Genomic DNA, 24631 nt, shown 5'->3' with positions numbered 1-24631 from the left:
TCAGGCGAACGCCGGCCGACTTTACGGAAAACCCGGACCGCTTCCCCCTCATCCGTCACGGAGTTATCCACAGCCCCCGCACGCACCCTCACCTGGTGTGACTAATCTCACGCTGCTATGAGACCTTGTCTGAAGCCCGCCCTGCGGCGGGTCGAAAGGGACGCCCGCACGCTCCAGTTCGGCGTCCATCCGTCGCGCGCGATCGTCCTGACCGACCTGGAGCCCGCCGTCCGGCGGCTCGTCGAGAGCCTCGACGGCACCCGCACGCTGGAGCAGGCCGTCGCGGCGAGCGGCCTCGGCGCGGAGGCCGCGCACGAGGTGATCGCCCTGCTCGTACGGCACGGCCTGATCGAGGACGCGTCCGCTCCGCCGGGCGAGCTCGCGGCACTGTCCCGCGAGGAGCGCGAGCTGCTCCGTCCCGAGCTGGACCGGCTCTCCCTCGCCGCCGCCGACGGCGGGCTCGCCGCGTTGCGGCGCAGGAGGTCGGCGCACATCCGGGTGTACGGCGCGGGCCGGGTGGGCGCCCGGATCGTGTCGCTGCTGGCCGCCTCCGGCGTCGGCCACCTCTGCGTCGTGGACCCGGGCACCGCCCGGGTCCAGGACCTGGCACCGGGTGGGCTGGGCGCCACCGAGGTGGGGGCGAGCCGGGAGGAGGGCGCGGTCGCGATCGCCCGGCGGCTCGCTCCGGGAGTCAACGCCTGGCCCGGCCGTACGGCCTCGCGGCCCGCCGACGGGGCGCGCCGCCCCGACCTCGCGATTCTCGCTCCCGTTGAGCCGCTGGACGCCCTGCTGGCACACGAGCTGCGCGCGGCGGGGATCCCGCACCTGCTCGTCACCGCGGCCGAGGGGTGGGGGTGCGTGGGGCCGCTGGTGCTGGCCGGGAGCACGCCGTGCCTGCGTTGCCTCGATCTTTTCCGGCGGGACCGCGACCCGGCCTGGCCGTCGGTCCAGGCCCGGCTCGGCGGCTTCCCCGCGGGCGAGATCGCCTGCGACGCGGCACTGTCCGCGCTGGTCGCCGCGCAGGCGGCGGGACAGGCGCTGGCCTGGCTCGAAGGCGCCGCTGTGAGCAACGGCACACTGGAGATATCCCCCGACTGGCACTGGAATCGGCGCTCCTGCCGCCCACATCCGTTGTGTGACTGTGGTCGAAACCACCGACATTCGCTAACAATGGTCGCGTGAGTGACCTCCCGCGACGTGCTGTGACGCGCTCGGCGAAGCTGGCCGCCCTCCCCTTGGGCTTCGCCGGCCGCACCGCACTCGGCATCGGCAAACGCATCGGCGGCAAGTCCGCCGAGATCGTCGCCCAGGAGATCCAGCAGCGCACCGCGGAGCAGATCTTCAAGGTGCTCGGCGAGCTCAAGGGTGGCGCGATGAAGTTCGGCCAGGCGCTGTCCATCTTCGAGGCGGCGCTGCCTCCGGAGATCTCCGGGCCGTACCGCGCGACCCTGACCAAGCTGCAGGACGCCGCTCCACCGCTGCCCGCCCCGGTCGTGCACAAGGTCCTGACCGAGCAGCTCGGCGACGACTGGAGGGAGAACTTCCTCGAGTTCGACGACGCGCCGAGCGCGGCGGCCTCGATCGGGCAGGTCCACAAGGCGGTCTGGCACGACGGCCGGGCGGTCGCCGTGAAGATCCAGTACCCGGGCGCGGGCAAGGCGCTGCTCTCCGACTTCAACCAGCTCGCCCGGGTCGGCAAGCTCTTCGGCGCGCTGCTGCCCGGCCTCGACGTCAGGGCCGTGCTGAGCGAGCTCAGGGAACGGGTGGTCGAGGAGCTCGACTACCTCGGCGAGGCGGAGGCGCAGCACGCGTTCGCGCAGGAGTTCCGGGACGACCCCGACTTCTTCGTGCCGGACGTGATCGCCGCCAACGAGCAGATCCTGGTCACCGAGTGGATGTCCGGCACGGCGCTGTCCCGGATCATCACCGACGGCACGATCGAGGACCGCGACCGTGCGGGGCTGCTGCTGGTCCGCTTCCTCTTCTCCTCTCCGGCCCGGGTCGGCATGCTGCACGCGGATCCCCACCCCGGCAACTTCCGGATGATGGAGGACGGCCGTCTCGGGGTGCTCGACTTCGGCGCGGTCAACCGGCTGCCGGACGGCTACCCCCTGATGTTCGGCAGGCTGACCCGCATCTTCAACCAGGGCGACATGGAGGCGGTCGTCGAGGGGCTGCGTGCCGAGGGGTTCATCCGGCCGCACATCGAGGTCGACGTGGACGCGCTGCGGGCGTTCCTCGCCCCCTATGTCGAGCCGACCCAGGTGGAGGAGTTCAGCTTCAGCAGGGAGTGGCTCCAGCGCCAGGCGGCGGCCGTGGCCGACCTGCGGCCCTCCAACGTGGTGCGCCAGCTCAACCTTCCCCCGTCGTACGTGCTGATCCACCGTGTGCACGCGGCCGGCGTGGGGGTCCTGTGCCAGCTCGGCACGACCGCGCGGTTCCGCGACGAGGTGATCCGCTGGGTTCCCGGCTTCGCCGACGACGATGACGCGGAAGGCAGCGCCCTCACCGGCTGAGCGCGCCGCCCTCGTACGAGGGCCGTACGAACGGCGAAGGCCCGGGCCGTACGAACGGCCCGGGCCTTCCTGCCATGTTCCGCCACGCGCCGGGCGGCCGAGGCCGCCCGGGTGACGCACGCTCCCCGAGGTGGAAGCGTCAGGTGCGCGCGAGCGCCGCGAGCAGACGCCGCGAGGCACGCTCGGCCTTGCGGCGCGCCCTCTGTACGTCCTGGATCCGACTGACCAGTCGCTGCTCGGCGGCCTCCTCGTGGAGGCCGCGTATTCGCTCAGCGACCAGTTCTTGATGCATATACATGGCGACGTTGGGGGTCATGGTCATGGGAATCTTCTCCTCTTTCACACGTTCGTCGAGTGATGCGGTGGTCAGGCAGCGACCGGAGTCTTGCGGGGGCGCCCGCGCGGCCGCTTACGGGGGACGATGGCCCCCCTCAGGATGAGTTCGCCACCCCAGACGCCCCACGGCTCCTCACGCTCCAGCGCGCGGGCCAGGCAGGCCTTCTGGATCGGGCAGCCTCCGCAGAGCGCCTTGGCGAACTCCACGTCCTCCGGAGACTCGGCGAACCACAGGTCGGGTTCGGTACGGCAGGGGATTTCGGCTTCGATCAGGTCCATGACCGGGGCCGCCATCTGCGTCACCTCTTTGATTGGTTTCTGGGCTGGTTGTCCTCTTGGGTGGGCGGAACGTGGCGGGTAAAACAAGAAGGCCGCGGATCCGGTGTGCGGATCCGCGGCCTGAAGATGAGACCGGTCAGGTTGTGACTGGTTCTCTCCAGGCGTAACGCGAACCGCGCACTCCACCATTGGTGATGTGGCTGGTCAGCTGCTCGTCGCCTGCCGGTCGGGCCACGAAGGCCGGACGGTAGACGGGGGTGCCCTGGCGCGCGTCAGCGAAGACGCCGAAGACGGCCGAGCCGAGCTGAGCCTCGACACGGACGGCCTTGCCGCGCATCGGCATGACGGACGCCACTTCGGCGACCGGGCATGCGGAAGCGAGCCACGGGCCGTTGAACATGATCGTGTTCATCACGAGACTCACCTCCGCTCGAATGCGATGGTCGGACAGGGCCGTCCGACCGACTTCCATGACCCTAAATGCGTGACCGGGAACCCGGCAACCTATTTTCTACCTGCGATTTTCACGGTTTCGCGACACTAACCGTGGGGTCAGAACCGCCACGCTAGCACTCGCGCGCCCCGCGCGCGCACGCCCGCTCCGGGACACGGCCGACCGGCCGCGCCGCTCGGGGCTTCGCGATCAGCTCACCCGGATCAGGCACTCCTGGACGACCGACACCGCGAGCTGCCCGGACGCGGTGTACATCTCGCCGCGCGCGAGCCCGCGCGCCCCGCCCGACCAGGGCGACTCCTGGGCGTACAGCATCCATTCGTCGGCGCGGAACGGGCGGTGGAACCACATGGCGTGGTCGAGGGAGGCTCCGCTGATGTTCGCCGATCCCCAGGCGAGCCCGTGGGCGAGCAGGACGGTGTCGACCAGGGTGAAGTCGGAGGCGTACGCGGCGAGCACCACGTGCAGCAGCGGGTCGTCGGGCAGCTCGGCGTCGTACCGGAACCACGCGTTGTTCTCGGTGCTGATCAGGCTCGGGTCGCGCTGCGCCTCCCACGGGAGCGCGCTGACGTAGCGGAAGTCGACCGGACGCGGCTTGGCCGTCCACTCACGCCACGCCGCGTCGTCGCCGAAGGTGTCGAACATCCGCTGCTGGAACGTGGGCAGGCTCTCCGGCCCGGGCACGTCGGGCATCGGCCGCGCCTGGTGCGCGACGCCGGGCTCGTCGATGTGGAACGAGGCCGACATGGTGAAGATCGCCTTGCCATGCTGGATCGCGACGACCCGGCGCGTGGTGAAGGAACGGCCGTCGCGCACCCGCTCGACGTTGTAGACGATCGGGACCGCCGGGTCACCGGGGCGGATGAAGTAGGCGTGCAGCGAGTGGACCATGCGGTCGGCCGGCACCGTACGGCCCGCCGCCACCAGGGCCTGGGCGGCGACCTGGCCGCCGAAGACACGCTGGATGCGCTCCTCGGGGCTGCGCCCCCGGAAGATGTCCAGCTCGATCTGCTCCAGATCGAGAAGGTCGAGGAGCTCCTTGAGGGCGGAGTTCACCGAGAACCTCCATTACTCACCGGAGACTCCGGCGGCGGAACGGCACAGGTCGAGCACAGCGTCACCATACCGGTCCAATTTGACCCGTCCTATCCCCGCGATCTGCAGAAGGTCGTCCTCCGAGACGGGCACCCGCTCGGCGATCGCCTGGAGCGTCACGTCGGTGAAGACGACGTACGCCGGGACCTTGTTCTCCTTGGCGACGGAGGAGCGCCAGGCCTTGAGCTTCTCCAGCAGTTCCTCGTCATAGTCCGCCGGGCAGCCGGCGCAGCGGCCCAGCTTCTGCTCGGCGGCCGTCGCGAGGGACCTGCCGCAGATGCGGCACTGGACGGGTTGCGCCACCTTCCTGGACGGCGTCCGGCGCTCCGCTTTCGGCGGCGCGCTCGCGGTCAGCGGGGAGAGGCCGTCGAGGAACCGGGACGGCCGGCGCGACCGGCGGCCGCCCGGGGAGCGGGCCAGCGCCCAGGACATGTGGAGGTGCTCGCGGGCGCGGGTCACGCCCACGTAGAGGAGGCGCCGCTCCTCCTCGATCTGCTCGGGGGTCTCGGCGTACACGATCGGGACCATGCCGTCGGTGAGTCCGACGAGGAAGACGGCGTCCCACTCCAGGCCCTTGGCGGCGTGCAGCGAGGCGAGCGTCACGCCCTCGACCGGCGGCGCGTGCTGCTCCATGGCCCGGCGCTCCAGCTCGGCGACGAAGGCGGGCAGGTCCCCGCCCTCGGCCGCCATGTCCTCGGCGAGGTCGGCCAGCGCCTTGAGCGACTCCCACTTCTCCCGGGCGCTGCCGCCACCGGGCGGCTCCGGGGTGAGGCCGATCCCCGAGAGGATCGCGTGGACGGCCGGCGCGAGCGGCTCCTCGTCGTTCGCCGAGCGGGCGGCGCCGCGCAGCAGGACCACGGCCTGCCGCACCTCCGGGCGCTCGAAGAACCGCTCCGCGCCGCGCAGCACGTACGGCACGCGGGCCTCGGCGAACGCCTGCTCGTACGCCTCGGACTGCGCGTTGACGCGGAAGAGCACGGCGATCTCCCGGGGGGGCACGCCGTCGGCCATGAGCTTCTTCACGGTCAGCGCGACGCCCATCGCCTCGGACGGCTCGTCGTCGTACTCGGTGAAGACAGGTTCGGGGCCCTCCGGGCGCTGCGCGACCAGCTCCAGCCGGTGCGGCGAGCGCGCCATGACGCGGTTGGCGAGCCCGACCACCTGCGGGGTGGAACGGTAGTCGCGGACCAGCCGGATCACCGTGGCCGAAGGGTGCTCGACGGCGAAGTTCGTCAGGTAGAGCGGGGTCGCGCCGGTGAAGGAGTAGATGGTCTGGTTGGGATCGCCGACCACGCACAGGTCGTCGCGCCCGCCGAGCCAGGTGTCGAGCAGCAGCTTCTGCAGCGGGTTGACGTCCTGGAACTCGTCCACCACGAAGTAGCGGTACTGCTGGCGGACCTGCGCGGCGACCTCCCGGTGCTCGGTGATCACCGCGGCGGTCAGCTCGAGGATGGTCTCGAAGTCGATCAGGTTGCGACGGCGGCGCAGCTCCTCGTACGCCTCGTAGAGGCGGGCCACCTCCTCGGAGGCGATCGGCGGCGTGCGCCGGGCCTTGAGCGCGGCGGCCGGGTAGTCCTCGGGGCCGGTCTGGGTGACCTTGGCCCACTCGATCTCGCTCGCGACGTCGCGCAGCTCGCCGCGGTCGGGGTTCCTCCTGAGCATGCGGCACGCCTCGACGAGCAGCGGCAGCTTGGACTCCACGACCTGGGGCGTGTCACCGCCGATCACGCGCGGCCAGAAGTAGCTGAGCTGGCGCAGCGCCGCCGCGTGGAAGGTGCGGGCCTGCACCCCCGCAGCGCCCAGCCGGCGCAACCGCTGCCTGAGCTCTCCGGCCGCCCGTGTGGTGAAGGTCACAGCGAGGACGCACTGCGGCTCGACCACCCCGGACTGCACCGCGTACGCGATGCGATGGGTGATGGCCCGGGTCTTGCCCGTGCCTGCTCCTGCCAGCACGCACACCGGACCGCGTACGGACTCGGCGACGTCACGCTGCTCTGGATCCAGCCCGGCGAGGACGTCCACGTAACGCTCCCAACATGCGGTGCGGACGGATGAACTGGCATCATCCTTCCAGCAACTAACAGAGGCGGCGTGGTTTACCCACAGGGACCCCGGCTCCGAAGGAGGACCGAGCAGTGCGAAGGACAGCGGTAGGTGTCGGATCCTTAGCCCTCGCTGCCGTTCTGCTCCCGTCGACGGGCGCCGCCGCCGCGGCGGGCGACCCGACGCCGTCGCCCAGTCCCACGACCTCCGCCACGGTATCCGCCGTTCCGCTCCCTTCCGACACCAACGTCCGCACCTTCTCGTACGGCGCGCACCCGCGGCAGCGCATCGACGTGTGGTGGCACAACACCGGAGAGCGGCACCCGGCGGTGTTCATCATCCACGGCGGATGGTGGTCGGGCGGCGACAAGAAGTCCACGGCCTCGATCAGCCAGAGCTACGCCCAGCTCGGCTACACCGTCATCTCGATCAACTACCGGCTCTCGGGCGACGCCCCGTGGCCCGCGCAGCGGAGTGACGCGCTCAACGCCATCGCCACCATGCGCAGGCACGCCGAGACGTTCAACATGGACCCGGACCGCTACGTCGTGCTCGGCTTCTCCGCGGGCGGGCACATCGCCACCGCCGTCGGCACGTACGGCGACGGCCTCCCCGGCCTGCGCGGCGTCGCCGGCATCTCCCCGGTGGTCTCGCCGCTGACGGCGTACAGCGACGGCGACGCCGACGGGGACGCCTACCAGCGCAAGCTCCGCAAGGCGACGGTGGCGCTGGCGGGCGGCTGCGTGCCGACCCAGTGCCCCAAGGTCTGGTCGAGCATGGAGGTGGCGTTCCACGCGAGCGCGGGCGACGCCCCGATGCTCACGGTCCACTCGGACAACGAGTTCGTGCCGCCGTACCAGAGCGAGCTGCTCAAGCAGACGCTCGACGAGGTGGGCGTGAAGATGACCATCCGGACGGTGCCCGGCGTGCAGCACAGCTCGTTGCTCTACCGCGAGCCGGGCGTGGCCGAGGGCGTGCAGTCCTGGATCGCGTCCCGCCTGGCCAAGTAGCCGTCGCTCCGCGAACTCCCGGGAACACGGGCGGCAGTCCGTTGTGTTGTCAATGACTGCTCATGACACACGAAGGGACGAAGATGGCGCTCACCGTCTACACGACCAGTTGGTGCGGCCCCTGCAAGCGGCTGAAGGGCCAGCTCACCCGCGAGGGCATCGCCTTCGAGGAGATCGACATCGAGCGGCATCCGGACGCCGCGGAATTCGTGATGAGCGTGAACAACGGCAACCAGGTGGTGCCGACCGTGGTCGCCGACTGCCACACGATGACGAACCCGTCGGTGGCCGAGGTCAAGCGGCACCTCACCGGCGCCTGCTGACCCTCTCCCGGACCTGTTCGACCTGTGGGGGCGCCGCCGTTCCGGCCGGCGCCCCCGGGCTCAGTCGCCGTCGATGCGCGCGCCGTACCAGGTCTCGATGAGCCTGCGGGCGATCGAGAGCTGGGACGGCAGGCCCAGCTCTCCGGAGCGCACGGCCGCGCCCAGCTCCTCCCTGGTCCACCAGCGAGCCTCGGCGATCTCCTCCGCGTCCGGCCGGAGCTCCGTGGTCAGCGCGCGGGCGAAGAACCCGACCATCAGGCTGCGCGGGAACGGCCACGGCTGGCTGCCCATGTATCGGGCGTCGGTCGCGACGACGCCGACCTCTTCGAGGACCTCGCGCACGACGGCCTGTTCCAGCGACTCGCCCGGCTCGACGAACCCGGCGAGCACCGACATCCGGCCCTCCGGCCACTGCGGACCCCTGGCCAGCAGCGCCCGGTCGTTCTCGTCACGCACCAGCATGATCACGGCGGGGTCCACCCGGGGGAAGTGCTGGCTGCCGTCGTCGGGACAGACGCGCACGTGGCCCGACGCCGCGACGTCGGTGCGGCTTCCGCAGCGCGGGCAGTGCCCGTGCCCGGCGTGCCACGCCTCCAGCGCCACCGCGTAGACGAAGAGACCGGCGTCCCGGTCGTCGAGCAGGGCTCCGGCCCGGCGCAGCCCCATCGGAGCGCCGTACGGGCCGTCCTCCGGCGCGGGTCCGTCGGTGATCTCGTCCGGCAGCGGCGTCTTGACCGCGAAGTACGGCACGCCCGCGGCGTCGACGCCGAGCAGGTAGCGCGGCCCTTCCGGGGCCTCGGCGGGCGACATCAGGGTCAGGGTCGTCTCCGTGCCGCGACTTCGGACCAGGGTCCTGCCCTCGTGCACGAGCAGGACGCGGGTCGTCTCCTCGGCCCAGACGCGCCGCAACCAGTCCTCGTCGTTGCGCAGCGCGGCCGAACGGTCGACGACTCCGCGCGACAGCAGCAACGGCCCCATGAGCCCGTCAGTCGTTTCCACTCGCCTATCTTTCCATTCGCCACCAAAATGATCTCTCGAAGGCTAGGATGAGCGAGTTAGGTTAGCCTTACCTTCGGGGGTCCCTGCGTGCGGCTGTACCTCACCTCGCTGAATCCCACCGACTCGGTCACCGCCGGCTTCCTGCCCGCCGCCGAGGCTCTGGGGTGGGACGTGACGATCCTGACCGACCATCCCGCCGGGTATCCCGGGTTCGAGACCATCGAGACCATCGAGACCATCGAGACCGACGTGCGGGACGTCCGGGCCGTCGTCGACACCATCGCCCGGCACCACCCGCCGGGCGTCGTCTTCACCAACTCCGACCACATCCAGGCGGAAACCGCCCTGGTCGCCGAGTATTTCGGCCTGCCGGGCAAGGACTGGCGCGCCTGCGTCACCGCGAAGAACAAGGCCCTCACCCGCGAACGGCTCGCCCCCGTCGAGTCCGTCCGGTCCGTACGGCTCACGCCGGGGGCGGGCCTGCCGGAGGCCCTGCCGTACCCGGTGGTGGTGAAGCCCGCCATGGGGGTGGCGAGCGAGGACGTGACGCTGGCCCGGGACGCCGGCGAGCTGGCCGAGGCGGTCGCCGAGATCAGGACGCGGCGGCCCGGGGAGACGCTGGTGGCCGAGGAGTATCTCGACGGCCCCCTCCACACCCTGGAGACCCTCGGGGACGGCCGCACGGTGGCCGTTCTGGGGGGCTTCCGCACCACGCTCGGCCCGCTGCCGCACTTCGTCGAGGAACGGCTCGACTGGGATCCGGAGCCACCCCCGGGCGCGCGTGACCACGCGCTGGCCGCGCTGGCCGCGCTCGGCGTGGGCTTCGGCGCGTGCCACACCGAGTACGTCGTGACGCCGGACGGGCCCCGGATCGTCGAGGTGAACTACCGCGTCATCGGCGACAACTGCGACCTCCTGCTCGCCGACATGATCGGGGCGCCGCTCTTCGAGTGGATATTGCGCGTGCACGCGGGCGAGCCGCTGCCGCGCCCCCAGGAGGCGGCCGCGGCCGGGCACGGCGCGGTGGTCAGCCTCGTCGCGGACCGCTCCGGCCTGGTGACCGCGGCCCCGCCTCCGGGCGAGGGGCCGCGAGAGCGCGACGGGGTCCGCCTGTGGCACCGGCCGCTGCGCCGGGTGGGCGACCGGGTCGAGCTGACCCACACCAACCGCGACTATCTGGGCCTCCTCCGTGCCGTCGGGCCGGACCGCGCCCGGGTCGACGCCGCCGTGGCGGCGTTCCGCGCCGAGCGGCCGTGGGTGATCGGATGAGCGCGGTGGCCGGGGTGCGGCCGGTGGGGCGGGAGCCGTACCTGGCCGCCCGGGTGCTGAACGCGCTGCTCCGCGAGGACTTCGCGGGCATCGCGTCGCGGTTGAAACGTGACAGGGAGGGGGTCGCCCTCGTGCTCGCGTCCGGCCGGAGGGTGCGGCTCGCGCCCGGCGGCCTGTTCCAGGACTTCTCGATCGCCCCGGAGGAGACGCTCACCCTCGCGGAGGTCCTGGAGACGCTGGAGGCGGTGGCGACGCCGGCCGACACCGCAGGGGTCGCCGCCTTCGCCACCGAGTGCCACGAGACGCTCGCCGCGCTCGAACTCCACGACCGGCACGGGGCGCGGGCGCTGGAGCGGGTGCCTGGCCCGATCCGATACGAGGCGCTCGCGGCGGCCGTGGACCACCCCGTGTACCCGACGGCGCGCTGCCGCCTCGGCGTCCCCGCCGAGGGTCTGCTCGCGTACGCCCCCGAGTTCGCGCCCGCGTTCGAGCTGCGCTGGGCCGCGGTGCCCCGGGAGCGCGTCACGCTCTCGGCCGAGGCGCAGACCTTCCCGGGCGTCCGCCGGGGCGCGCTTTCGGAGACCGTCTCCCGCGCGGCGCAGGAGGTGGTCTCGGGGCCGGTTTCCCGCGTGTCCCCGGCGGTGGTCCCGGATCACGCTCCCGCGCTCTTCCCGCGGCCCGCCGACGTGGGGTTGCCCGACCGGCTGGCGGACACGCACGTGCTCTTCCCGGTGCATCCGCTCGCGCTGCCGGTGGTCACCGGGATCCCCGGCGTCATCGTGGCGGGCGTGCCGTACCTGCGGGTGCGGCCGACGCTGTCGATGCGCACCGTGGTGGCCGGCGAACGGCTGCACCTCAAGCTGCCGATCCCGACGAGCACGCTCGGGCTGCGCAACCGGCGGTCGATCAAGCCCGCCACGCTGCGGGACGGCGCGCTCGCCGAACGGCTGCTGCGCGAGGTGCTCGGCGCCGAGCCGGACCTGCCGGTGCTCCTCGCCGACGAGCAGGTCCACGGTCACGCCGGGCACGAGTACCTCGGCTGGATGGTCCGGCGGCTGCCTCCCGGCGAGATCGTGCCCGTGGCGGCGCTGGCGGCGCCCGGCGTGCTGCCCGAGCTGGCCGCGCGGTTCCGGGGAGGCGACGTCAGGGCGCTGCTCCGCGAGTACCTGACCCTGCTCTTCGCGTGGAACGTCCGGCTCTTCGTCCGGTACGGCATCGCCTTGGAGGCGCACCAGCAGAACCTCTCGCTGGTCTTCGCGGACGGCACGACGCGGCTGATGGTGAAGGACAACGACGGCCTCCTCGCCGCGCCGGACCGGCTGGCCGCGGCCGGGCTGGCCGTACCGGACTTCGCCGACGAACGCATGCTGACCGACGACCCGCACTCCCTCGCCGACGTGTTCGTGACGATCACCCTGCATCTGTCCGCCGCGGCCGTCGCGTTCGGGGCGGTCGAGGACGCGGCCGGGCTGGTACGCGAGGCGCTCGACGGCGCGCTCGCGGAGTACGGCGAGCACCCGATGGCCCGCCTGCTGCGGGCCAGGACGCTGGACGCGGCCCGGCTGGTCGGCAAGTCCATGGTCACCGCCGCGACCCTGGTCGACAAGCAACGGACGGGCGCCAGGGACGTCAACAAGTTTTACGGCACCAGCGGGCCGAACTACCTCCGCTTCCCGCGTTGACCTCCTCCCCCGGATCGCGGACGGGAGTCCTCCAGGCCGAAGGAGATTGGATGAGCGCCGCATCCACGGCGGTGGGCCGTACGCACGAGATCGCCCAGGAAGACGGCTCCGCGCCGGGTTCCGGGGACGCCCGCCACGCGGTCGCGGAGGCGGTGACGCTGGGCGCGCTGCTGCGCTGCTGCGTCCGCGAGGTGGCCTGGCCGCGCGGGCAGGTCTGGCCGGCCGAGCCGTACCTGCTGCTGCGGGTGGCCGGGACGCTGCTGCGGGCCCGGGTCCACGGCGGGATCGCGCTGCGTTTCGACGGTCCGGCCGAGTGGCTCTCGGGCGGCGCGTGGCAGCCGCTCACCTCGAAGATGCTGGTCACCCTGGTGGAGCGGGAGCTCGCCGGAGGCAACGACGAGTTCGCCGGGCAGGTGGCGCGCAGCCGCGAGGCGATCGCCGCACTGCTGCGGGCGCGCGAGCGGGCGGCCTCCCCCGGCGATCCGTGGATCGCGTCGGAGCAGGCGCTGGTCGCGGGGCACCCGTTCCACCCCTCGCCCAAGGCGCGGGAGGGGTCCGGCTGGCTGCGCTACGCGCCCGAGGCGCACGCGGAGTTCCCGCTCCGGCTGCTCGGCGTGCGCGCCGACCTGGTCGCGGAGCGGGGCGACGCCACCGCGCTCGACCTGTTCGGCGAAGCGCCCTCGGGGTACGTGCCGCTGCCGGCGCATCCGTGGCAGTTCGACCTGCTCGCCGCCGAGCTGCGCGATCCCCTGGCCGACGGGCGGCTGGTCGATCTGGGTGAGACGTCCCGGCCGGTGGCCCCCACCTCGTCGGTCCGCACGGTGTACGACGCGAAGACCGGGATGTGCCTGAAGTTCAGCCTCGACGTGCGGATCACGAACTGCGTGCGTAAGAACGCCTGGTACGAGCTGATCGGCGCGGTGGAGCTCACCGGGCGGCTCGGCCCCGTATTCGCACGGCTGGCCGCCGAGTTCCCCGGCACGCGGTGGCTGCCCGAGCCCGGTTACCGGTCCGCGGACCTCGGCGTCCGGCTGCTCGAAGGGCTGGGCGTGATCCTCCGGCCCGGTCCGTGGACGGCGTGCGCTCCCGGCGTCACCCCGGTCCTCGCCGGAGCCCTCGCCTCCCCGAGCGGCCCGGGGCCGTACGGCACGGCCGATCCCCTCGTGTGGTGGCGGTGCTACGTGGAGCGGGTCGCGCCGCCGGTGCTCGACGCGTATTTCACGCATGGCGTGGTCCTGGAGCCCCACCTGCAGAACGTGCTGGTCGGGACCGACGACCGCGATCTCCCTGTTGAAGCCATATTTCGGGATATGGAGGGAACGAAGCTCGTCCGGGATCGGCATGATCTGTCCGACCTTCCCCCGGAGGTGGCCACGGCGCTGACGTACGACGCGGAGCGCGGCTGGAACCGCGTCGTCTACTGCCTGATGGTCAACCATCTCGCCGAGGTCGCCGCCTCGGTGGCCGAGCACGCCGGGCGGGACATCCTGCCCGAACTGTGGTCGGCCGCCCGTGACGTCCTCGCGGCGTACGCGGAGGGACACGGCACGCCGCCCCCGCTGGCCGAGCTGCTCGCGGGGGCGCCGCTCCCCGCGAAGGCCAACCTCGGGGTCCGCTGGGCGCGCGACGCGGACCGTGCGGCCGGATACGTCCCGATCGCCAACCCGCTCGCCTGACGCCCACGGCGCCGTCACGCCTCCAGGTCGCGGGCCTGGCGCAGCCAGTCCGCGAACAGCTCGGCGTCGATCGCGTCCACCGAGCGGAGCTTGACCGCGGCCATCGCCCGGGAGGCGGGTTCGAGGCGGCCGGAGCGGTCGTCGATCTCCTGGCCGCGCCAGAGGCCGAAGGTCACGTAGTTCGCGTACGCCTTGACGAAGGCGACCGGCTGCTTGCCCGGGGCCGGGCCCAGGCTCCACACCGGGTGCCCGTGCCAGACCGCGCCGACGCCGGGCAGCGTCTCCTCGATGAGCGGCAGGAGCTTCTCGCCGATCTCGCGCTGCGACTCGGGGAGGGAGGCGATGTACTCGTGCACGCTGGCGAGCTTGGTCATGTCGATGTCCTTTCTTCGTTCAGGATTCGGGGTGTGGTGGCTCAGAAGCCGCGGCGGTAGCGGGCGGCGACCCAGGAGACCCAGAGCATCGCGGTGATGGCGCCGACGGCCAGGGTGAGGGACCCGGCCGCGCCGCCGCTCATCGACCAGCCGTCGCCGACCAGCAGCGCGGTGCCGGCGACGCGGGAGGCGACGGCGAGGCCCCGGTTCCCGGCGCGGGCGAAGTGCCGGCCCAGGACGTAGCAGGCGGCGATCAGCGCGATGAAGGCGATCGATCCGGCGGCCATGTGGCCGTAGCTGTGCCAGGTGAGCGTCGCGGGCATCCCGTCCGGCGTGCCGGCGGGGAAACCGTCGGCCGCGTCCATGACGAAGACTCCCGCGGCCATCATCCCGAGACCGTTGACGAGGACCAGCCGTGGCGTCCAGGTGCCTCCGGGAGTGCCGCGCATGGCGCGGCGCAGGCCGGTCGCCCCGGCGACGGTCAGGAGACCGGCGACCAGGAAGTTGGCGATCTGCAGCCAGCCGAGGGAGCCGTTGCTCAGCGCGCTCAGCGGGTGGCGGGTCAGGTCGAAGCCCTCCCGGGTGGCGGCCTGGGACAGAGAGACGATCGACCACAGGGGCGCCGCGACCGCCGCGCAGGTGAGCAGTGCGCGAGTGGTCGCCGGGGTGGCGGGAGCGGTGGCGGTGGGGATCTGGATGGCGGTCATGGCCGATGCCTTTCTGGTGTTCGTCGGTTCTCGCTGACACGTCGATCCGGTGATGTGACAGGGAATGCCACCGTTCCCTGTCACATAGGGTGTTCGACGCTTGAGCGAGACACCGAACCGAAAAGGGAGAAACCCGATGCGCTACCTGATGACGACCAAGGCCACCGACGCCGCCGACGAGACGCTGTACGCCGAGATGGCCAAGTTCGTCGAGGAGCTGACCGCGGCCGGGGTCCTGCTGGCCACCGGCGGCCTGGAGCCCGGCGGCGTCCGCATCACGTCCTCGGGCGACACCATCACGGTGACCGACGGGCCGTTCACCGAGGCCAAGGAGGCGGTGGCCGGTTTCGCGCTCGTCGAGGTCCGCAGCAAGGAGGAGGCGATCGAGCTGACCCGGCGCTTCCGCAAGATCGTCGGGGACGGCGAGAGCGTCATCCAGCAGGTCTTCGGCCCCTGACCCCTGTGTGGCCGCTCCTGGCCACAAACCATGTGGGCTCCGGATCCGCACCTCTCCCGTGAGTAGGCGCGGCCCGGAGACCGGACCACACCGAACCGGCGAAAGGCATCGGCAGGCCATGATCGGCGCTTCCCTCCCCCTGGAAGGCGTACGGCGGACGATCGACGCGGTCTGGAAGATGGAGTCGGCAAAGATCGTCGCCGGGCTCACCCGCATGGTCCGCGACGTCGGCCTCGCCGAAGAGCTGGCCCAGGACGCGCTGGTCGCCGCGCTCGAGCAGTGGCCCGAGTCCGGCGTCCCGGACAACCCGGGAGCCTGGCTGACGGCCATCGCCAAGCGGCGGGCCGTCGACCACATCCGCCGGTCCGCCCGGCTGGAGCGCAAGCACGAGCAGATCGCGTACGAGCTGGAACAGCGGCAGCCGGACGGCGAGCCGGACGACGTGCTGCGGCTGATGTTCTTGTCCTGCCACCCCGTGCTGCCCACGGAGGAGCGGGTCGCGTTGACGCTCCGGCTGCTCGGCGGTCTGACGGCCGCCGAGATCGCGCGGGCGTTCCTGGCCGGCGAGCCGGTGATCGTCCAGCGGATCGCCTCGGCCAAGCGGACGCTGGCCGACGAGGGGGTGCCGTTCGAGCTGCCGGACGGCGGCGAGCTGGCCGAGCGCCTGTCGTCCGTGCTCGACGTCATCTACCTGATCTTCAACGAGGGATACTCGGCGACCTCAGGCGACGACCTGATGCGGCCGGAGCTCTGCCTGGAGGCGCTGCGGCTCGGCCGCCTGCTGGCCGAGCTGGCGCCGCACGAGGCCGAGGTCCACGGCCTGGTCGCGCTCATGGAGCTCCAGGCGTCGCGCTCCGCCGCCCGCACCGGCCCCTCGGGGGAGCCGGTCCAGCTCCACGAGCAGAACCGGGGCCGCTGGGACCGATTGCTCATCCGCCGCGGTTTCACCGCGATGCTGCGCGCGCGGGAGGCGGGCGGCCCGCCGGGGCCGTACATGCTGCAGGCGGCGATCGCCGTCTGCCACGCCCAGGCGGCGACGGCCGCCGACACCGACTGGCGCCGGATCGCGAGCCTGTACGAGGTGCTGGCCCGGCTGCTCCCGACCCCGGTCGTGCGGCTCAACCACGCCGTCGCGCTCGGCATGGCGTACGGGCCGGAGGCGGGGCTGGCCGTGGCGGACCTGCTGACCGACGACCCCACGTTGCGCGATTACCACCTGCTCCCGAGCGTCCGGGGCGACCTCCTGCTCCGGCTCGGACGGCGCGAGGAGGCGCGGCGGGAGTTCCTGCGGGCCGCGTCCCTCACCGGGAACGACGCCGAACGCGCCTTCCTGCACCGCCGCGCGGACGAGATCCCCGCTCCCGAGGCGCCGACGCTCACTCTCGGGCGGGCCGCCCGCGACTTCCTGGCCCGCGACGACCTCGACGGCGGAACCGTCCGCTCGTACGGGCAGACGCTGCGCAGGCTACGCCTGTCCCTGGGCGAGGAGCTGCCGCTGGACTCGCTGACCGCCGACCAGGTGGCGCGGGTTTTCCGTACGGCCTGGGGCGAGGCGGCGGCCGCGACCTGGAACCGGCACCGGTCCGCGGTGCGGTCGTTCTGCGCGTGGGCGTCCCTGGAGGACCTCGCGGCGGGCCTCGACCGCCGGGCCGCGACCCCGAACCGTACGGAGACGATCGACGCCGCCCGGCTCGACGCGCTGTGGAACCTCCCCGGCGTGCCCCTGCGGGAGCTGACCCTGTGGCGGCTCCTGCACGAGTCGACGGCCGGGGTGACGACCGTGCTGTCCCTGAACGTCGAGGACCTGGACCTGGACGACCGCCGGGCCCGGGCGGGAGGCGGCTGGGTGAGCTGGCGTTCCGGGACCGCCCGCCTCCTCCCCCGGTTGCTGGCCGGGCGCACCCGCGGCCCCCTCTTCCTCGCCGACCGGCGACCCGGACCGGCCCGCGCGCCGACGCCGGCGGACCTCTGCCCCGAGACCGGCCGCGGCCGCCTGTCGTACGAGCGGGCCGAGTACCTCTTCAAGCGGGCCACCAAGCCCCTGGACCCGGCCGGCCACGGCTACACCCTCCGCCAGCTCAAGCCCCGGGGCTGATCCACCCCCATCCCGAGGGGCATCTCTCGCCCCGAGGTGGAAAGGCTTCTCCCGCACCTCTCCGGGCTGTCACCGCGACCCCGTCCCGCTGTTACGTTCCGTCGCGAATTAGCAACTCCACGTACCATGAGACAGCGCAAGGAGTCCGAAAGGATGGGACCCACATGCCTCTCGTCGAGCACCGACGACGCGTCACGCATCCCGCCCCCTCCCCCGTACCGCCGCCCGAGCCCCCGGAGGAGCCGTTGGACGCCGAGGCCGAGATCCAGCAGCTCTGCCGGGAACTCAATGACGCCGGCTACACCGCCGAGATCTCTTGGGGGCACGTCGTCGTGAGCCCCTGGACGAACATCCCCGGTGCCGACATGGTCGACTCCCTCGCCGACCTGCTTTACCCCCTCAAGCTCGCCAACGGATGGCGGTTCCACCAGAACGTGGCCGTCCACATCCCACCGCTTCTCGATCATCGGATCCCCGACCTGATGGTCACTTCGCGCAGTCCCGACCGGTACGACGACATGCGCGTTCATGGGCACGGCACCCTGCTGGTCATGGAGGTGTGCTCGCCCGGCACCCGGATGGTGGACTGGCACGAGAAGCCGCTGGACTACGCGCGGGCCGGCGTGCCGCTCTATCTCATCGTCGATCCGGTGACCGATCCACCGACGATGACGCTGATGAGCGCCCCGGTCGCCGATCTCGCCGTGGACGACGAGCGGCAGCCGTACCGGGAGATCGTGATGGTCGAGGCGGGTCAGCCGCTTGAGCTGCCTGAGCCGTTCGGCGTCAAGCTGGACACCTCGGCGGTCTTCGGCTGACCCTCACGGGCCCACTTGGGGGACGCGGCGGATGAGGTCGGCCAGGCCCTCCGCGTCGAGCAGGTCCACCGGGCGCACCGTCTCGTTCAACCGTACGTAGTGGAAGGCCGCGCCGACCTTCTCCAGCGGCACCCCGGCGAGCGACGCCCAGGCGATGCGGTAGGCGGCGAGCTGGACGGCCGCGGTGCGGGCGGCCCTGCCGCGCGGGCGTTCGCCGGTCTTCCAGTCCACCACGACGTAGCCGTCGCCGTCGGTGAACACGGCGTCCATCCGGCCGCGGACCAGCCGGTCGCCGATCATCGTCTCGAACGGCACCTCCAGGTCGAGCGGCTCCCGCGCCGCCCACACGCTCTGCTCGAAGCGTTCCTGCAGCTCGGCGAGCTGGACGTCGGCGTCGGACATGTCGTCGGAGGCGCCCGGCAGCTCGAAGTCGTCGATCAGCCGCTGCTGGCCCCAGCGCGACTCCAGCCAGGCGTGGAACGCGGTGCCCCGCCGGGCCAGCGGCGCGGGCTTCCTCGGCAGCGGGCGGCGCACCTGCCGGGCCAGCGCGGACGGGTCGCCGGCCAGGGTGACGAGCGACGACACGGACAACCGCGCGGGCAGGTCCACGACCGCCGCCTCGCCGCGCCGTTCGCGCTCCGCGAGGAGCAGCTCGGTGTCACGGGCCCAGGCGCGCATCCGCTCCCCTCGGGCGAGGCCCGGGTCCTCCCGGCCGTCGAGCGCGTCCTCCATGGCCTCCTCGACCATGCGGGCGCCCTCCAGCACGGCGTCGCGTACGGACACGGACGGCCAGACCGCCTCGGAGGGCTCGGCGAGCAGCGGGTTCTCCGCCGCTTCGCTCTCGTCCCAGCACGCCACGGTCGCCCCGGCGTCACGGATCTCGCTGAGGAAGTCGGACGGTTCGAGCGGCTTGGACGAGCCGCCCCAGCGATATCCCGACGCGATCAGCAGGTAGTGCGCCCGGGTCACCGCGACGTACGCGAGGCGGCGCTCCTCCAGCAGGTCCCGGTCGCGGCAGCGCTCGTCGAAGTCGGCGAGCGCGTCCTTGTCGAGCCCGGCCAGCACCGGCAGGTCCGACGCGTCGCCGCGCAGCGGGTACGGCAGCTTGCGGAAGTTCTCGGTCCAGCGCGAATTGGTGACCGGCGTGGCGGGGAAGACGCTCCCCCGGCCCAGCCCGCCCTTCTGGGTGGTGAGCTGGGACAGGCCGGGGACGACGACCACCGGCCACTCCAGCCCCTTGGACGCGTGGACGGTCATGAGCTTGACGCTGTCGGTCTCGCCGACCCGCCCGGCCTCCAGACCGAACTCCTCGCTCTCCGCCGCCTTGAGGTAGGCGAGGAACGCGCCCAGCGTGGGGTCCTCGGCGTCGCCGGCGAACCTGGCCGCGGCGTCGAGGAACGCGTCGAGGTCGGCCCGCGCCGCCAGCGCGCTCCCGCCGCGCGCGGCCACCTCGATGTCGAGGCCGAGCCGCCGCTCGATCTCGGTGATCAGGTCGGGCAGCGGCTGACCCGCGCGGGCGCGCAACGACCTGAGCTCGCTCGCCAGCGCGGGCAGGCGCACCCGGGCCGGCGGCGAGAACGGCTCCAGCCATTCGGGCCGGTCGGGCAGTTCGTCGAGCGCGTCGATCAGGCTGCCGCGCTCGTTCTCCAGGTCGGCCATCACCTGTTCCAGGGGGTCCTCGGCCCGCCTGCCCTCCTGGCTCAGCGCGCGGGCGAGGTCGCCGAGGACCTTCAGGTCCGCCGGGCCGATCCGCCAGCGCGGCCCGGCCAGCAGCCGTACGAGCGCGTCTCCGGCGGTCGGGTCGTAGAGGACGCGCAGCGTGGCCACGATGTCGGCCACCTCGGGGACGGTCAGCAGGCCGCCCAGCCCGACCACCTCGACCGGGATGCCGCGAGCCTCGAGCGCGCGGCGCAGGGTGGGGAACTGCGACCGCTTGCGGGCGAGGACGGCGACGTCCCTGGCCTGCAGGGGACGGCCCGGCTCGCCCTCGCCCCAGGGCAGGCCGTCGGGCGCGGTCTCGGAGCCGATCGTCCTGGCGATGCCGTCCGCGATCCAGGCGGCCTCGTCCTCGGCGGTGGCGTGGAAGGCGCACACGACCCGGCCGCGGTCCACCCGGTTGGGGCCGGGCACGAGCACCGGCACGCTGCCGCGCCGTCCGTCCCGCAGCGGGATCTGGATCTTCGCCGCCACGTCGAGCACCCGCTCGCCGTTGCGGAAGCTGACGGAGAGCTGCCGCACCGGCGCGGGGTCGCCCGACGCCGTCGGGAAGTCCTCCGGGAAGCGGGACAGGTTGCCGGCCGACGCGCCGCGCCAGCCGTAGATCGACTGGCAGGGGTCGCCCACCGCGGTGACCGGGTGGCCTCCGCCGAAGAGGGAGCGGAGCAGCACGAGCTGGGCGTGGCTGGTGTCCTGGTACTCGTCGAGCAGGACGACGGAGAAGCGCGACCGCTCCGTCGCGCCCACCTCGGGGTGCTTCGCCGCGATGCGCGCCGCCAGCGCCATCTGGTCGCCGTAGTCGATGACCTCCCTGGCGCGCTTCACCCGCGCGTACGCCTCGGCCAGGGGCAGGAGCTGCTCGCGGATCGCCTGGGTGCGCACCGGCCGCTGCTGGGCCACCGTGGTCTTCCCCCGCAGCTCGGCGAGGCGTTCCCGGAGCCACCCGCCGACCTCGCGCACATCGTCGGCGCCGCGCAGGTGCTCGGCCATGTCGCCCGCGAGTTCGAGGACGGCGGCGGTGACGCTCGGCGGGCCGAGGTCGACCAGGTCCATCGGGCCGTCGTACTGTCCGACGATCCGGGCGGCCATCTGCCAGGCGACGGCCGGGCTCATCAGCCGCATCGTCGGCTCCAGGCCCTCACGCAGCGCGTGGTCGGTCACCAGCCGGGCGGCGTACGCGTGGTAGGTCGATACGGTGGGCTCGGCGTCGAGCAGCTCGGCCGGGACCAGGCCGGCCGAGGCGAGCCCGGCGAGCCGCCTGCGCACCCGCTCGGCCAGCTCGGCGGCGGCCTTGCGGGTGAAGGTGAGCCCGAGGATCTGCTCCGGGCGGACCAGGCCCGACGCGACCAGCCAGACGACGCGGCCGGCCATGGTCTCGCTCTTGCCCGACCCGGCGCCGGCCACGACGACCATCGGCTCCAGGCTCGACTCGATGACGGCCGCCTGCTCGGGCGTCGGGGGAAGGATGCCGAGCTTCCCGGCGAGCTCGGCCGGGCTCAGCCTGGCCGGCCGCCACTCGGGCTCGGCGTGGCCGCCCTCCGGCTCTTCGGATCCGTCGGCCGCGCTCAGCACACCTGACCTCCGCTGTCGTTGACGGGGCAGCAGATCTTCGCGGCGCAGGTGCGGCAACCATCGTTGATCTTGGCGACGAACACCCGCTCGGACATGCCGGTCGCGACGGTCTCGACCAGCCGCTCCGCCCAGTCGGGGTCCGCGTCCTCGCCGAGCGCGCGCTGCGCCTGTTCCTTGGCATTGCCGGTGGTGCCCGCGGCCTTGCCCACCTGTACGAGCGCGGCGCCTCCCGGCTCGACCAGGCCGTGCCGTTTGAACGCGCCCAGCAGCGTGGCGAGCTGGTAGACCCCGAGCTGCGGGTGGCGGTCGATCTCGCCGTCCTTGGGCTTGGTGCCGCCGGTCTTGATGTCGATGATGACGGCCCGGCCGTCCTCGTCCCGCTCGACGCGGTCCACCCTGCCCTTGATGTGCACGCCCTCGGACAGCACCGCGGTGAACGGCTCCTCGAGCGCGACGAGCCGGCGGGGGTTCTCCCGGTGCCAGGCCAGGAACCGCTCGACCATCTGCTCGGCCACCTTGCGCTGCTTGCGGTTGAACCACACGCCGCCGAAGTCGAAGCGGTCCCAGACCTCGTCCAGCCGCTTCGCCAGGTCCGGGTCGTCGCCGGTCGCGAGTACGGCTATCGCGTGGATGACCGTGCCGAGGCTCTGCGTGACGCCGACGCTCCCCGCGCCCACGGCCGTCTCCAGGACCCACCGCAGCCCGCACTTGGTGAAGTTCTCCACGGCGGACGGCGAGACGCGGACGATGTCGTCCGGCCAGCCGAGCGGGCGGTCGTCGGAGAGCGGGGTCAGCGCGTACCAGTCGCGCGGGCTCGCGCCGGGCACGCCCGCCCGGGCCAGCCGGGCCAGGTGCGTGGCGGCGGCGCGGCGCATCGCCTCGGGCTTGCCCGGGTCGCAGACCGCCGCGCGCAGGTCCGCGACGAGCGCGGGCATGCTGAGCCAGCGGGCCCGGTCGTCCATGGTCACCGGCTCGACGCCGCCGGGCAGCAGCTCGGTCAGGAAGCGGGAGGGACGCTCGTCGGTGTCCTCGCCGCCGACCGCGGTGACGACCAGCCGGTGGCGCGCCCGGGTGGCGGCGACGTAGAACAGCCGCCGTTCCTCGGCGAGCAGCTTGGAGGCGAGCGCGGCCGCCGCCGCGCCGGTGTCCAGCGCCGTCGTGTCGGGCGTGCCCCCTCCGGCCAGCTCGACCAGCGACTCGATGCCGAGGACCGATCCACGCAGCCGCAGGTCCGGCCAGACGCCTTCCTGGACACCGGGCACCACCACGACGTCCCATTCGAGGCCCTTCGACCGGTGGGCGGTCAGAATGCGTACGGCCTCGCCGTCCGGCGCCTGCTCGGCGAGCGAGTCGCCGGGGATCTCCTGCGCGATCAGGTCGTCGAGGAAGACCTCCGCGCCCGCCTTGGGCAGCCGGTCGACGAACCGGGCGGCGTAGTCGAACAGCGCCACGACGCCGTCGAGGTCGCGGTCGGCCTGCGCGCCCCTGGAGCCGCCGGAGAGGCTGATCTCGGTCCACCGCTCGGCCAGCCCGCTGGCCTGCCAGACCTCCCACAGCACGGCCTCCGGCCCGTCCCGTACGGCGGAGCGCGCGATCTTGAGGAGCTCGGCGACCCGCTCGGCGGGGGCGGCCACGTGCGGCTCGATCGGGATCAGCTCGCGGGCGTCGCGGATGGCGGCCACGAGCAGCTCGTCCGAGGACCGGGGCGTGAACGGCAGCGTCCCGTCCTCGTCGGCGGCCCGCTCCTGCTCCGCCACGCGCAGCGCGCGCCGCAGCCTGCGGACGCCGATCATGTCGGTGCCGCCGAGCGGCCCGGTGAGCAGCTCCTCCGCGGTCGCCGCGTCGAGCGTGGACGGCCGGACCGCGATCTTGAGCAACGTGATGAGGGGCCGGACACCGGGCTCCTGGATCAGCGGCACCTCGTCCCCGCCGACGACGACCGGCACTCCGGCCGTGACGAGCGCGCGGCGCAGCGCGGGGATCTGGCGGGCCGCGCTGCGTACGAGCACGGCCATCCGCGACCAGGGGACGCCGTCGAGCAGGTGCGCCCGGCGCAGGGTGTCGGCGACGACGGCCGACTCCTGGCCGGCGCTGTCGGCGATCAGCACGCGTACGCCGCCGGGCTCGGCGCCGGGCACCGAGAGCAGGTCGCGATGCGCGGCGAAGGTGGCGGGCAGCCGCGTGGCGACCCGCCGGGACGCCTCCAGCAGCGCGGGGCCGCTGCGGCGGCAGACCCGCAGCGCCACGACCGGCGCGTCCTGGTCGTCCAGCGTGCGGAAGCGCTCCGGGAACCGGAGGATCGCCCGCACGTCGGCGCCGCGGAAGCCGTAGATGGCCTGGTCGGGGTCGCCCACCACGATCAGGTCGCGGCCGTCCCCGGCGAGCTGCCGCAGGACGAGCTCCTGGGCGGGGTCGGTGTCCTGGTACTCGTCCACGAAGACGACGTCGTAGGCCGCCCGCTCGCGCCGCCGCACGTCGCCCTCGGCGAGCAGGCCGGCGGCCGCACGGATCAGCTCGGCGTAGTCGAGCGAGGGCACCGGGTCGAGGTCGAACCGGTCCTGGTAGCGGTAGGAGAACAGCCCGGCGGCCTGCCAGTCCTCCCTGCCGTGCGCGAGGCCGAGCCGTACCAGGGCGTCGCCGTCCAGGCCGCGTTCGGCGGCGCGGGACAGGAAGTCGCGCAGTTCCTCGGCGAACCCGCGGGTGCCGAGCATCTCGCGCATCCGGGGCGGCCAGTGCCGCGCGCCGTCCTCCAGCTCGCCGTGCAGCAGCCGGCGGACCTCCAGGAGCTGCTCCGGGCCGGTCAGCAGCCGGGGCGGCGGCTCGCCCGCCAGCACCGCCTCCCGGCGCAGCAGCGCGTACGCGTAACTGTGGAAGGTCAGCGCGAGCGGCGTCCTGGTCGTCCGGCGCAGCCGGCCGGTGATGCGCTCGCGCAGCTCACCGGCGGCCTTGCGGCTGAACGTGAGAACGAGGACGCGCTCGGGGTCGACGCCGCGCCGCTCGATCCGGTCGACCACGCTTTCCACGATGGTGGTGGTCTTGCCGGTGCCCGGGCCGGCGAGCACGAGGAGCGGCCCCGACCCGTGCTCGACGACGGCCCGCTGGTGCTCGTCGAGAACGGGAGCCGCGTGCCGCCCCAGCGCTCCGCGCCGCACCAGCCGATAACTCATAACACGCCATTCCACCAGACCACGGGAGCTGATCGTGCCCGCT

20 protein-coding genes are annotated in these 24631 nt (G+C 72.9%); 10 read left to right on the top strand and 10 right to left on the bottom strand.

Annotated elements, in window-relative coordinates:
• Nucleotides 1–117: 117 nt before the first annotated feature.
• Nucleotides 118–1182: a ThiF family adenylyltransferase gene (locus AWQ68_RS11025; protein WP_066938618.1), complete on the top strand. Its 1065-nt coding sequence runs from the start codon at nucleotides 118–120 to the stop codon at nucleotides 1180–1182.
• A complete protein-coding gene (locus tag AWQ68_RS11020) occupies nucleotides 1179–2516 on the top strand; it encodes an ABC1 kinase family protein (RefSeq protein ID WP_066938614.1) in 1338 nt (445 codons plus the stop codon). Before AWQ68_RS11025 ends, AWQ68_RS11020 begins: the two co-directional genes overlap by 4 nt.
• Nucleotides 2517–2655: 139 nt before the next feature.
• Here the strand turns inward: AWQ68_RS11020 and AWQ68_RS11015 are convergent, their stop codons facing one another.
• The 5 genes from AWQ68_RS11015 to AWQ68_RS10995 form a co-directional block, all read right to left on the bottom strand.
• Entirely contained in the window at nucleotides 2656–2838 is a 183-nt protein-coding gene (locus AWQ68_RS11015; protein WP_066938613.1) for a hypothetical protein, read from the bottom strand.
• 44 nt (nucleotides 2839–2882) lie between these two features.
• Complete coding sequence (locus tag AWQ68_RS11010; protein ID WP_061259399.1) at nucleotides 2883–3146, bottom strand: WhiB family transcriptional regulator; 264 nt, start codon at nucleotides 3144–3146, stop codon at nucleotides 2883–2885.
• Nucleotides 3147–3267: 121 nt separating this feature from the next.
• On the bottom strand, nucleotides 3268–3546 hold the full coding sequence (locus AWQ68_RS11005) for a hypothetical protein (protein ID WP_157545109.1): 279 nt from the start codon (nucleotides 3544–3546) through the stop codon (nucleotides 3268–3270).
• Nucleotides 3547–3774: 228 nt separating this feature from the next.
• A complete protein-coding gene (locus AWQ68_RS11000) occupies nucleotides 3775–4641 on the bottom strand; it encodes an acyl-CoA thioesterase (RefSeq protein ID WP_066938608.1) in 867 nt (288 codons plus the stop codon).
• Between the two features lie 12 nt (nucleotides 4642–4653).
• Nucleotides 4654–6702 (bottom strand): ATP-dependent DNA helicase UvrD2, encoded by a 2049-nt coding sequence (locus AWQ68_RS10995; protein ID WP_066938604.1) that lies wholly within the window; start codon nucleotides 6700–6702, stop codon nucleotides 4654–4656.
• A gap of 113 nt (nucleotides 6703–6815) precedes the next feature.
• On the opposite strand from AWQ68_RS10995, the gene AWQ68_RS10990 reads away from it, so the two are divergent.
• Nucleotides 6816–7733, top strand: a complete 918-nt coding sequence (locus AWQ68_RS10990; protein ID WP_066938601.1) for an alpha/beta hydrolase — start codon at nucleotides 6816–6818, stop codon at nucleotides 7731–7733.
• A gap of 62 nt (nucleotides 7734–7795) precedes the next feature.
• Nucleotides 7796–8056, top strand: a complete 261-nt coding sequence (locus AWQ68_RS10985; RefSeq protein WP_066938598.1) for a mycoredoxin — start codon at nucleotides 7796–7798, stop codon at nucleotides 8054–8056.
• Between the two features lie 60 nt (nucleotides 8057–8116).
• On the opposite strand, the gene nudC is transcribed toward AWQ68_RS10985, so the two are convergent.
• Nucleotides 8117–9055, bottom strand: a complete 939-nt coding sequence (nudC, locus tag AWQ68_RS10980) for an NAD(+) diphosphatase (protein WP_245655850.1) — start codon at nucleotides 9053–9055, stop codon at nucleotides 8117–8119.
• Nucleotides 9056–9142: 87 nt separating this feature from the next.
• Here nudC and AWQ68_RS10975 point away from each other — a divergent pair, with 87 nt between their 5' ends.
• From AWQ68_RS10975 to AWQ68_RS10965, 3 genes are read left to right on the top strand one after another with little or no spacing between them, the layout of a single operon-like run.
• Nucleotides 9143–10324, top strand: a complete 1182-nt coding sequence (locus tag AWQ68_RS10975; RefSeq protein WP_066938593.1) for an ATP-grasp domain-containing protein — start codon at nucleotides 9143–9145, stop codon at nucleotides 10322–10324.
• Nucleotides 10321–12006: an IucA/IucC family protein gene (locus tag AWQ68_RS10970; RefSeq protein WP_066938591.1), complete on the top strand. Its 1686-nt coding sequence runs from the start codon at nucleotides 10321–10323 to the stop codon at nucleotides 12004–12006. Before AWQ68_RS10975 ends, AWQ68_RS10970 begins: the two co-directional genes overlap by 4 nt.
• A gap of 50 nt (nucleotides 12007–12056) precedes the next feature.
• Nucleotides 12057–13682 carry an IucA/IucC family protein gene (locus tag AWQ68_RS10965; RefSeq protein WP_066938587.1) on the top strand — a complete coding sequence of 542 codons (1626 nt, stop codon included), beginning with the start codon at nucleotides 12057–12059 and terminating at the stop codon, nucleotides 13680–13682.
• Nucleotides 13683–13696: 14 nt separating this feature from the next.
• Here AWQ68_RS10965 and AWQ68_RS10960 read toward each other — a convergent pair whose 3' ends face one another.
• Nucleotides 13697–14056 (bottom strand): DUF1801 domain-containing protein, encoded by a 360-nt coding sequence (locus AWQ68_RS10960; protein ID WP_066938585.1) that lies wholly within the window; start codon nucleotides 14054–14056, stop codon nucleotides 13697–13699.
• A 41-nt stretch (nucleotides 14057–14097) separates the two neighbouring features.
• Nucleotides 14098–14763, bottom strand: a complete 666-nt coding sequence (locus tag AWQ68_RS10955) for a DUF998 domain-containing protein (protein ID WP_066938582.1) — start codon at nucleotides 14761–14763, stop codon at nucleotides 14098–14100.
• 136 nt (nucleotides 14764–14899) lie between these two features.
• Here AWQ68_RS10955 and AWQ68_RS10950 point away from each other — a divergent pair, with 136 nt between their 5' ends.
• From AWQ68_RS10950 to AWQ68_RS10940, 3 genes are all read left to right on the top strand, one after another.
• Entirely contained in the window at nucleotides 14900–15220 is a 321-nt protein-coding gene (locus AWQ68_RS10950; protein ID WP_066938580.1) for a YciI family protein, read from the top strand.
• A gap of 118 nt (nucleotides 15221–15338) precedes the next feature.
• On the top strand, nucleotides 15339–17315 hold the full coding sequence (locus AWQ68_RS10945) for a DUF6596 domain-containing protein (RefSeq protein ID WP_066938577.1): 1977 nt from the start codon (nucleotides 15339–15341) through the stop codon (nucleotides 17313–17315).
• A 164-nt stretch (nucleotides 17316–17479) separates the two neighbouring features.
• Nucleotides 17480–18133: a Uma2 family endonuclease gene (locus AWQ68_RS10940; protein ID WP_066938573.1), complete on the top strand. Its 654-nt coding sequence runs from the start codon at nucleotides 17480–17482 to the stop codon at nucleotides 18131–18133.
• A gap of 3 nt (nucleotides 18134–18136) precedes the next feature.
• Here AWQ68_RS10940 and AWQ68_RS10935 read toward each other — a convergent pair whose 3' ends face one another.
• Entirely contained in the window at nucleotides 18137–21349 is a 3213-nt protein-coding gene (locus AWQ68_RS10935) for an ATP-dependent helicase (protein ID WP_066938759.1), read from the bottom strand.
• Between the two features lie 65 nt (nucleotides 21350–21414).
• On the bottom strand, nucleotides 21415–24588 hold the full coding sequence (locus AWQ68_RS10930; RefSeq protein ID WP_066938570.1) for an ATP-dependent helicase: 3174 nt from the start codon (nucleotides 24586–24588) through the stop codon (nucleotides 21415–21417).
• Nucleotides 24589–24631 lie beyond the last annotated feature (43 nt).

It is taken from the genome of Microtetraspora fusca (assembly GCF_001570365.1).
Lineage (GTDB): Bacteria > Actinomycetota > Actinomycetes > Streptosporangiales > Streptosporangiaceae > Microtetraspora > Microtetraspora fusca.
The sequence above is the reverse complement of the archived record's forward strand: the minus strand, read 5'-3'. Positions and strand labels throughout refer to the sequence as shown.

Coding starts and splice junctions, on each gene's coding strand:
- AWQ68_RS10965 (WP_066938587.1), top strand. CDS start 12,057: ATGAGCGCCGCATCCACGGCGGTGGGCCGTACGCACGAGATCGCCCAG.
- AWQ68_RS10950 (WP_066938580.1), top strand. CDS start 14,900: ATGCGCTACCTGATGACGACCAAGGCCACCGACGCCGCCGACGAGACG.
- AWQ68_RS10945 (WP_066938577.1), top strand. CDS start 15,339: ATGATCGGCGCTTCCCTCCCCCTGGAAGGCGTACGGCGGACGATCGAC.
- AWQ68_RS10985 (WP_066938598.1), top strand. CDS start 7,796: ATGACACACGAAGGGACGAAGATGGCGCTCACCGTCTACACGACCAGT.
- AWQ68_RS10960 (WP_066938585.1), bottom strand. CDS start 14,056: ATGACCAAGCTCGCCAGCGTGCACGAGTACATCGCCTCCCTCCCCGAG.
- AWQ68_RS11015 (WP_066938613.1), bottom strand. CDS start 2,838: ATGACCATGACCCCCAACGTCGCCATGTATATGCATCAAGAACTGGTC.
- AWQ68_RS10955 (WP_066938582.1), bottom strand. CDS start 14,763: ATGACCGCCATCCAGATCCCCACCGCCACCGCTCCCGCCACCCCGGCG.
- AWQ68_RS10940 (WP_066938573.1), top strand. CDS start 17,480: ATGCCTCTCGTCGAGCACCGACGACGCGTCACGCATCCCGCCCCCTCC.
- AWQ68_RS10970 (WP_066938591.1), top strand. CDS start 10,321: ATGAGCGCGGTGGCCGGGGTGCGGCCGGTGGGGCGGGAGCCGTACCTG.
- AWQ68_RS11025 (WP_066938618.1), top strand. CDS start 118: ATGAGACCTTGTCTGAAGCCCGCCCTGCGGCGGGTCGAAAGGGACGCC.
- AWQ68_RS10930 (WP_066938570.1), bottom strand. CDS start 24,588: ATGAGTTATCGGCTGGTGCGGCGCGGAGCGCTGGGGCGGCACGCGGCT.
- AWQ68_RS11010 (WP_061259399.1), bottom strand. CDS start 3,146: ATGGCGGCCCCGGTCATGGACCTGATCGAAGCCGAAATCCCCTGCCGT.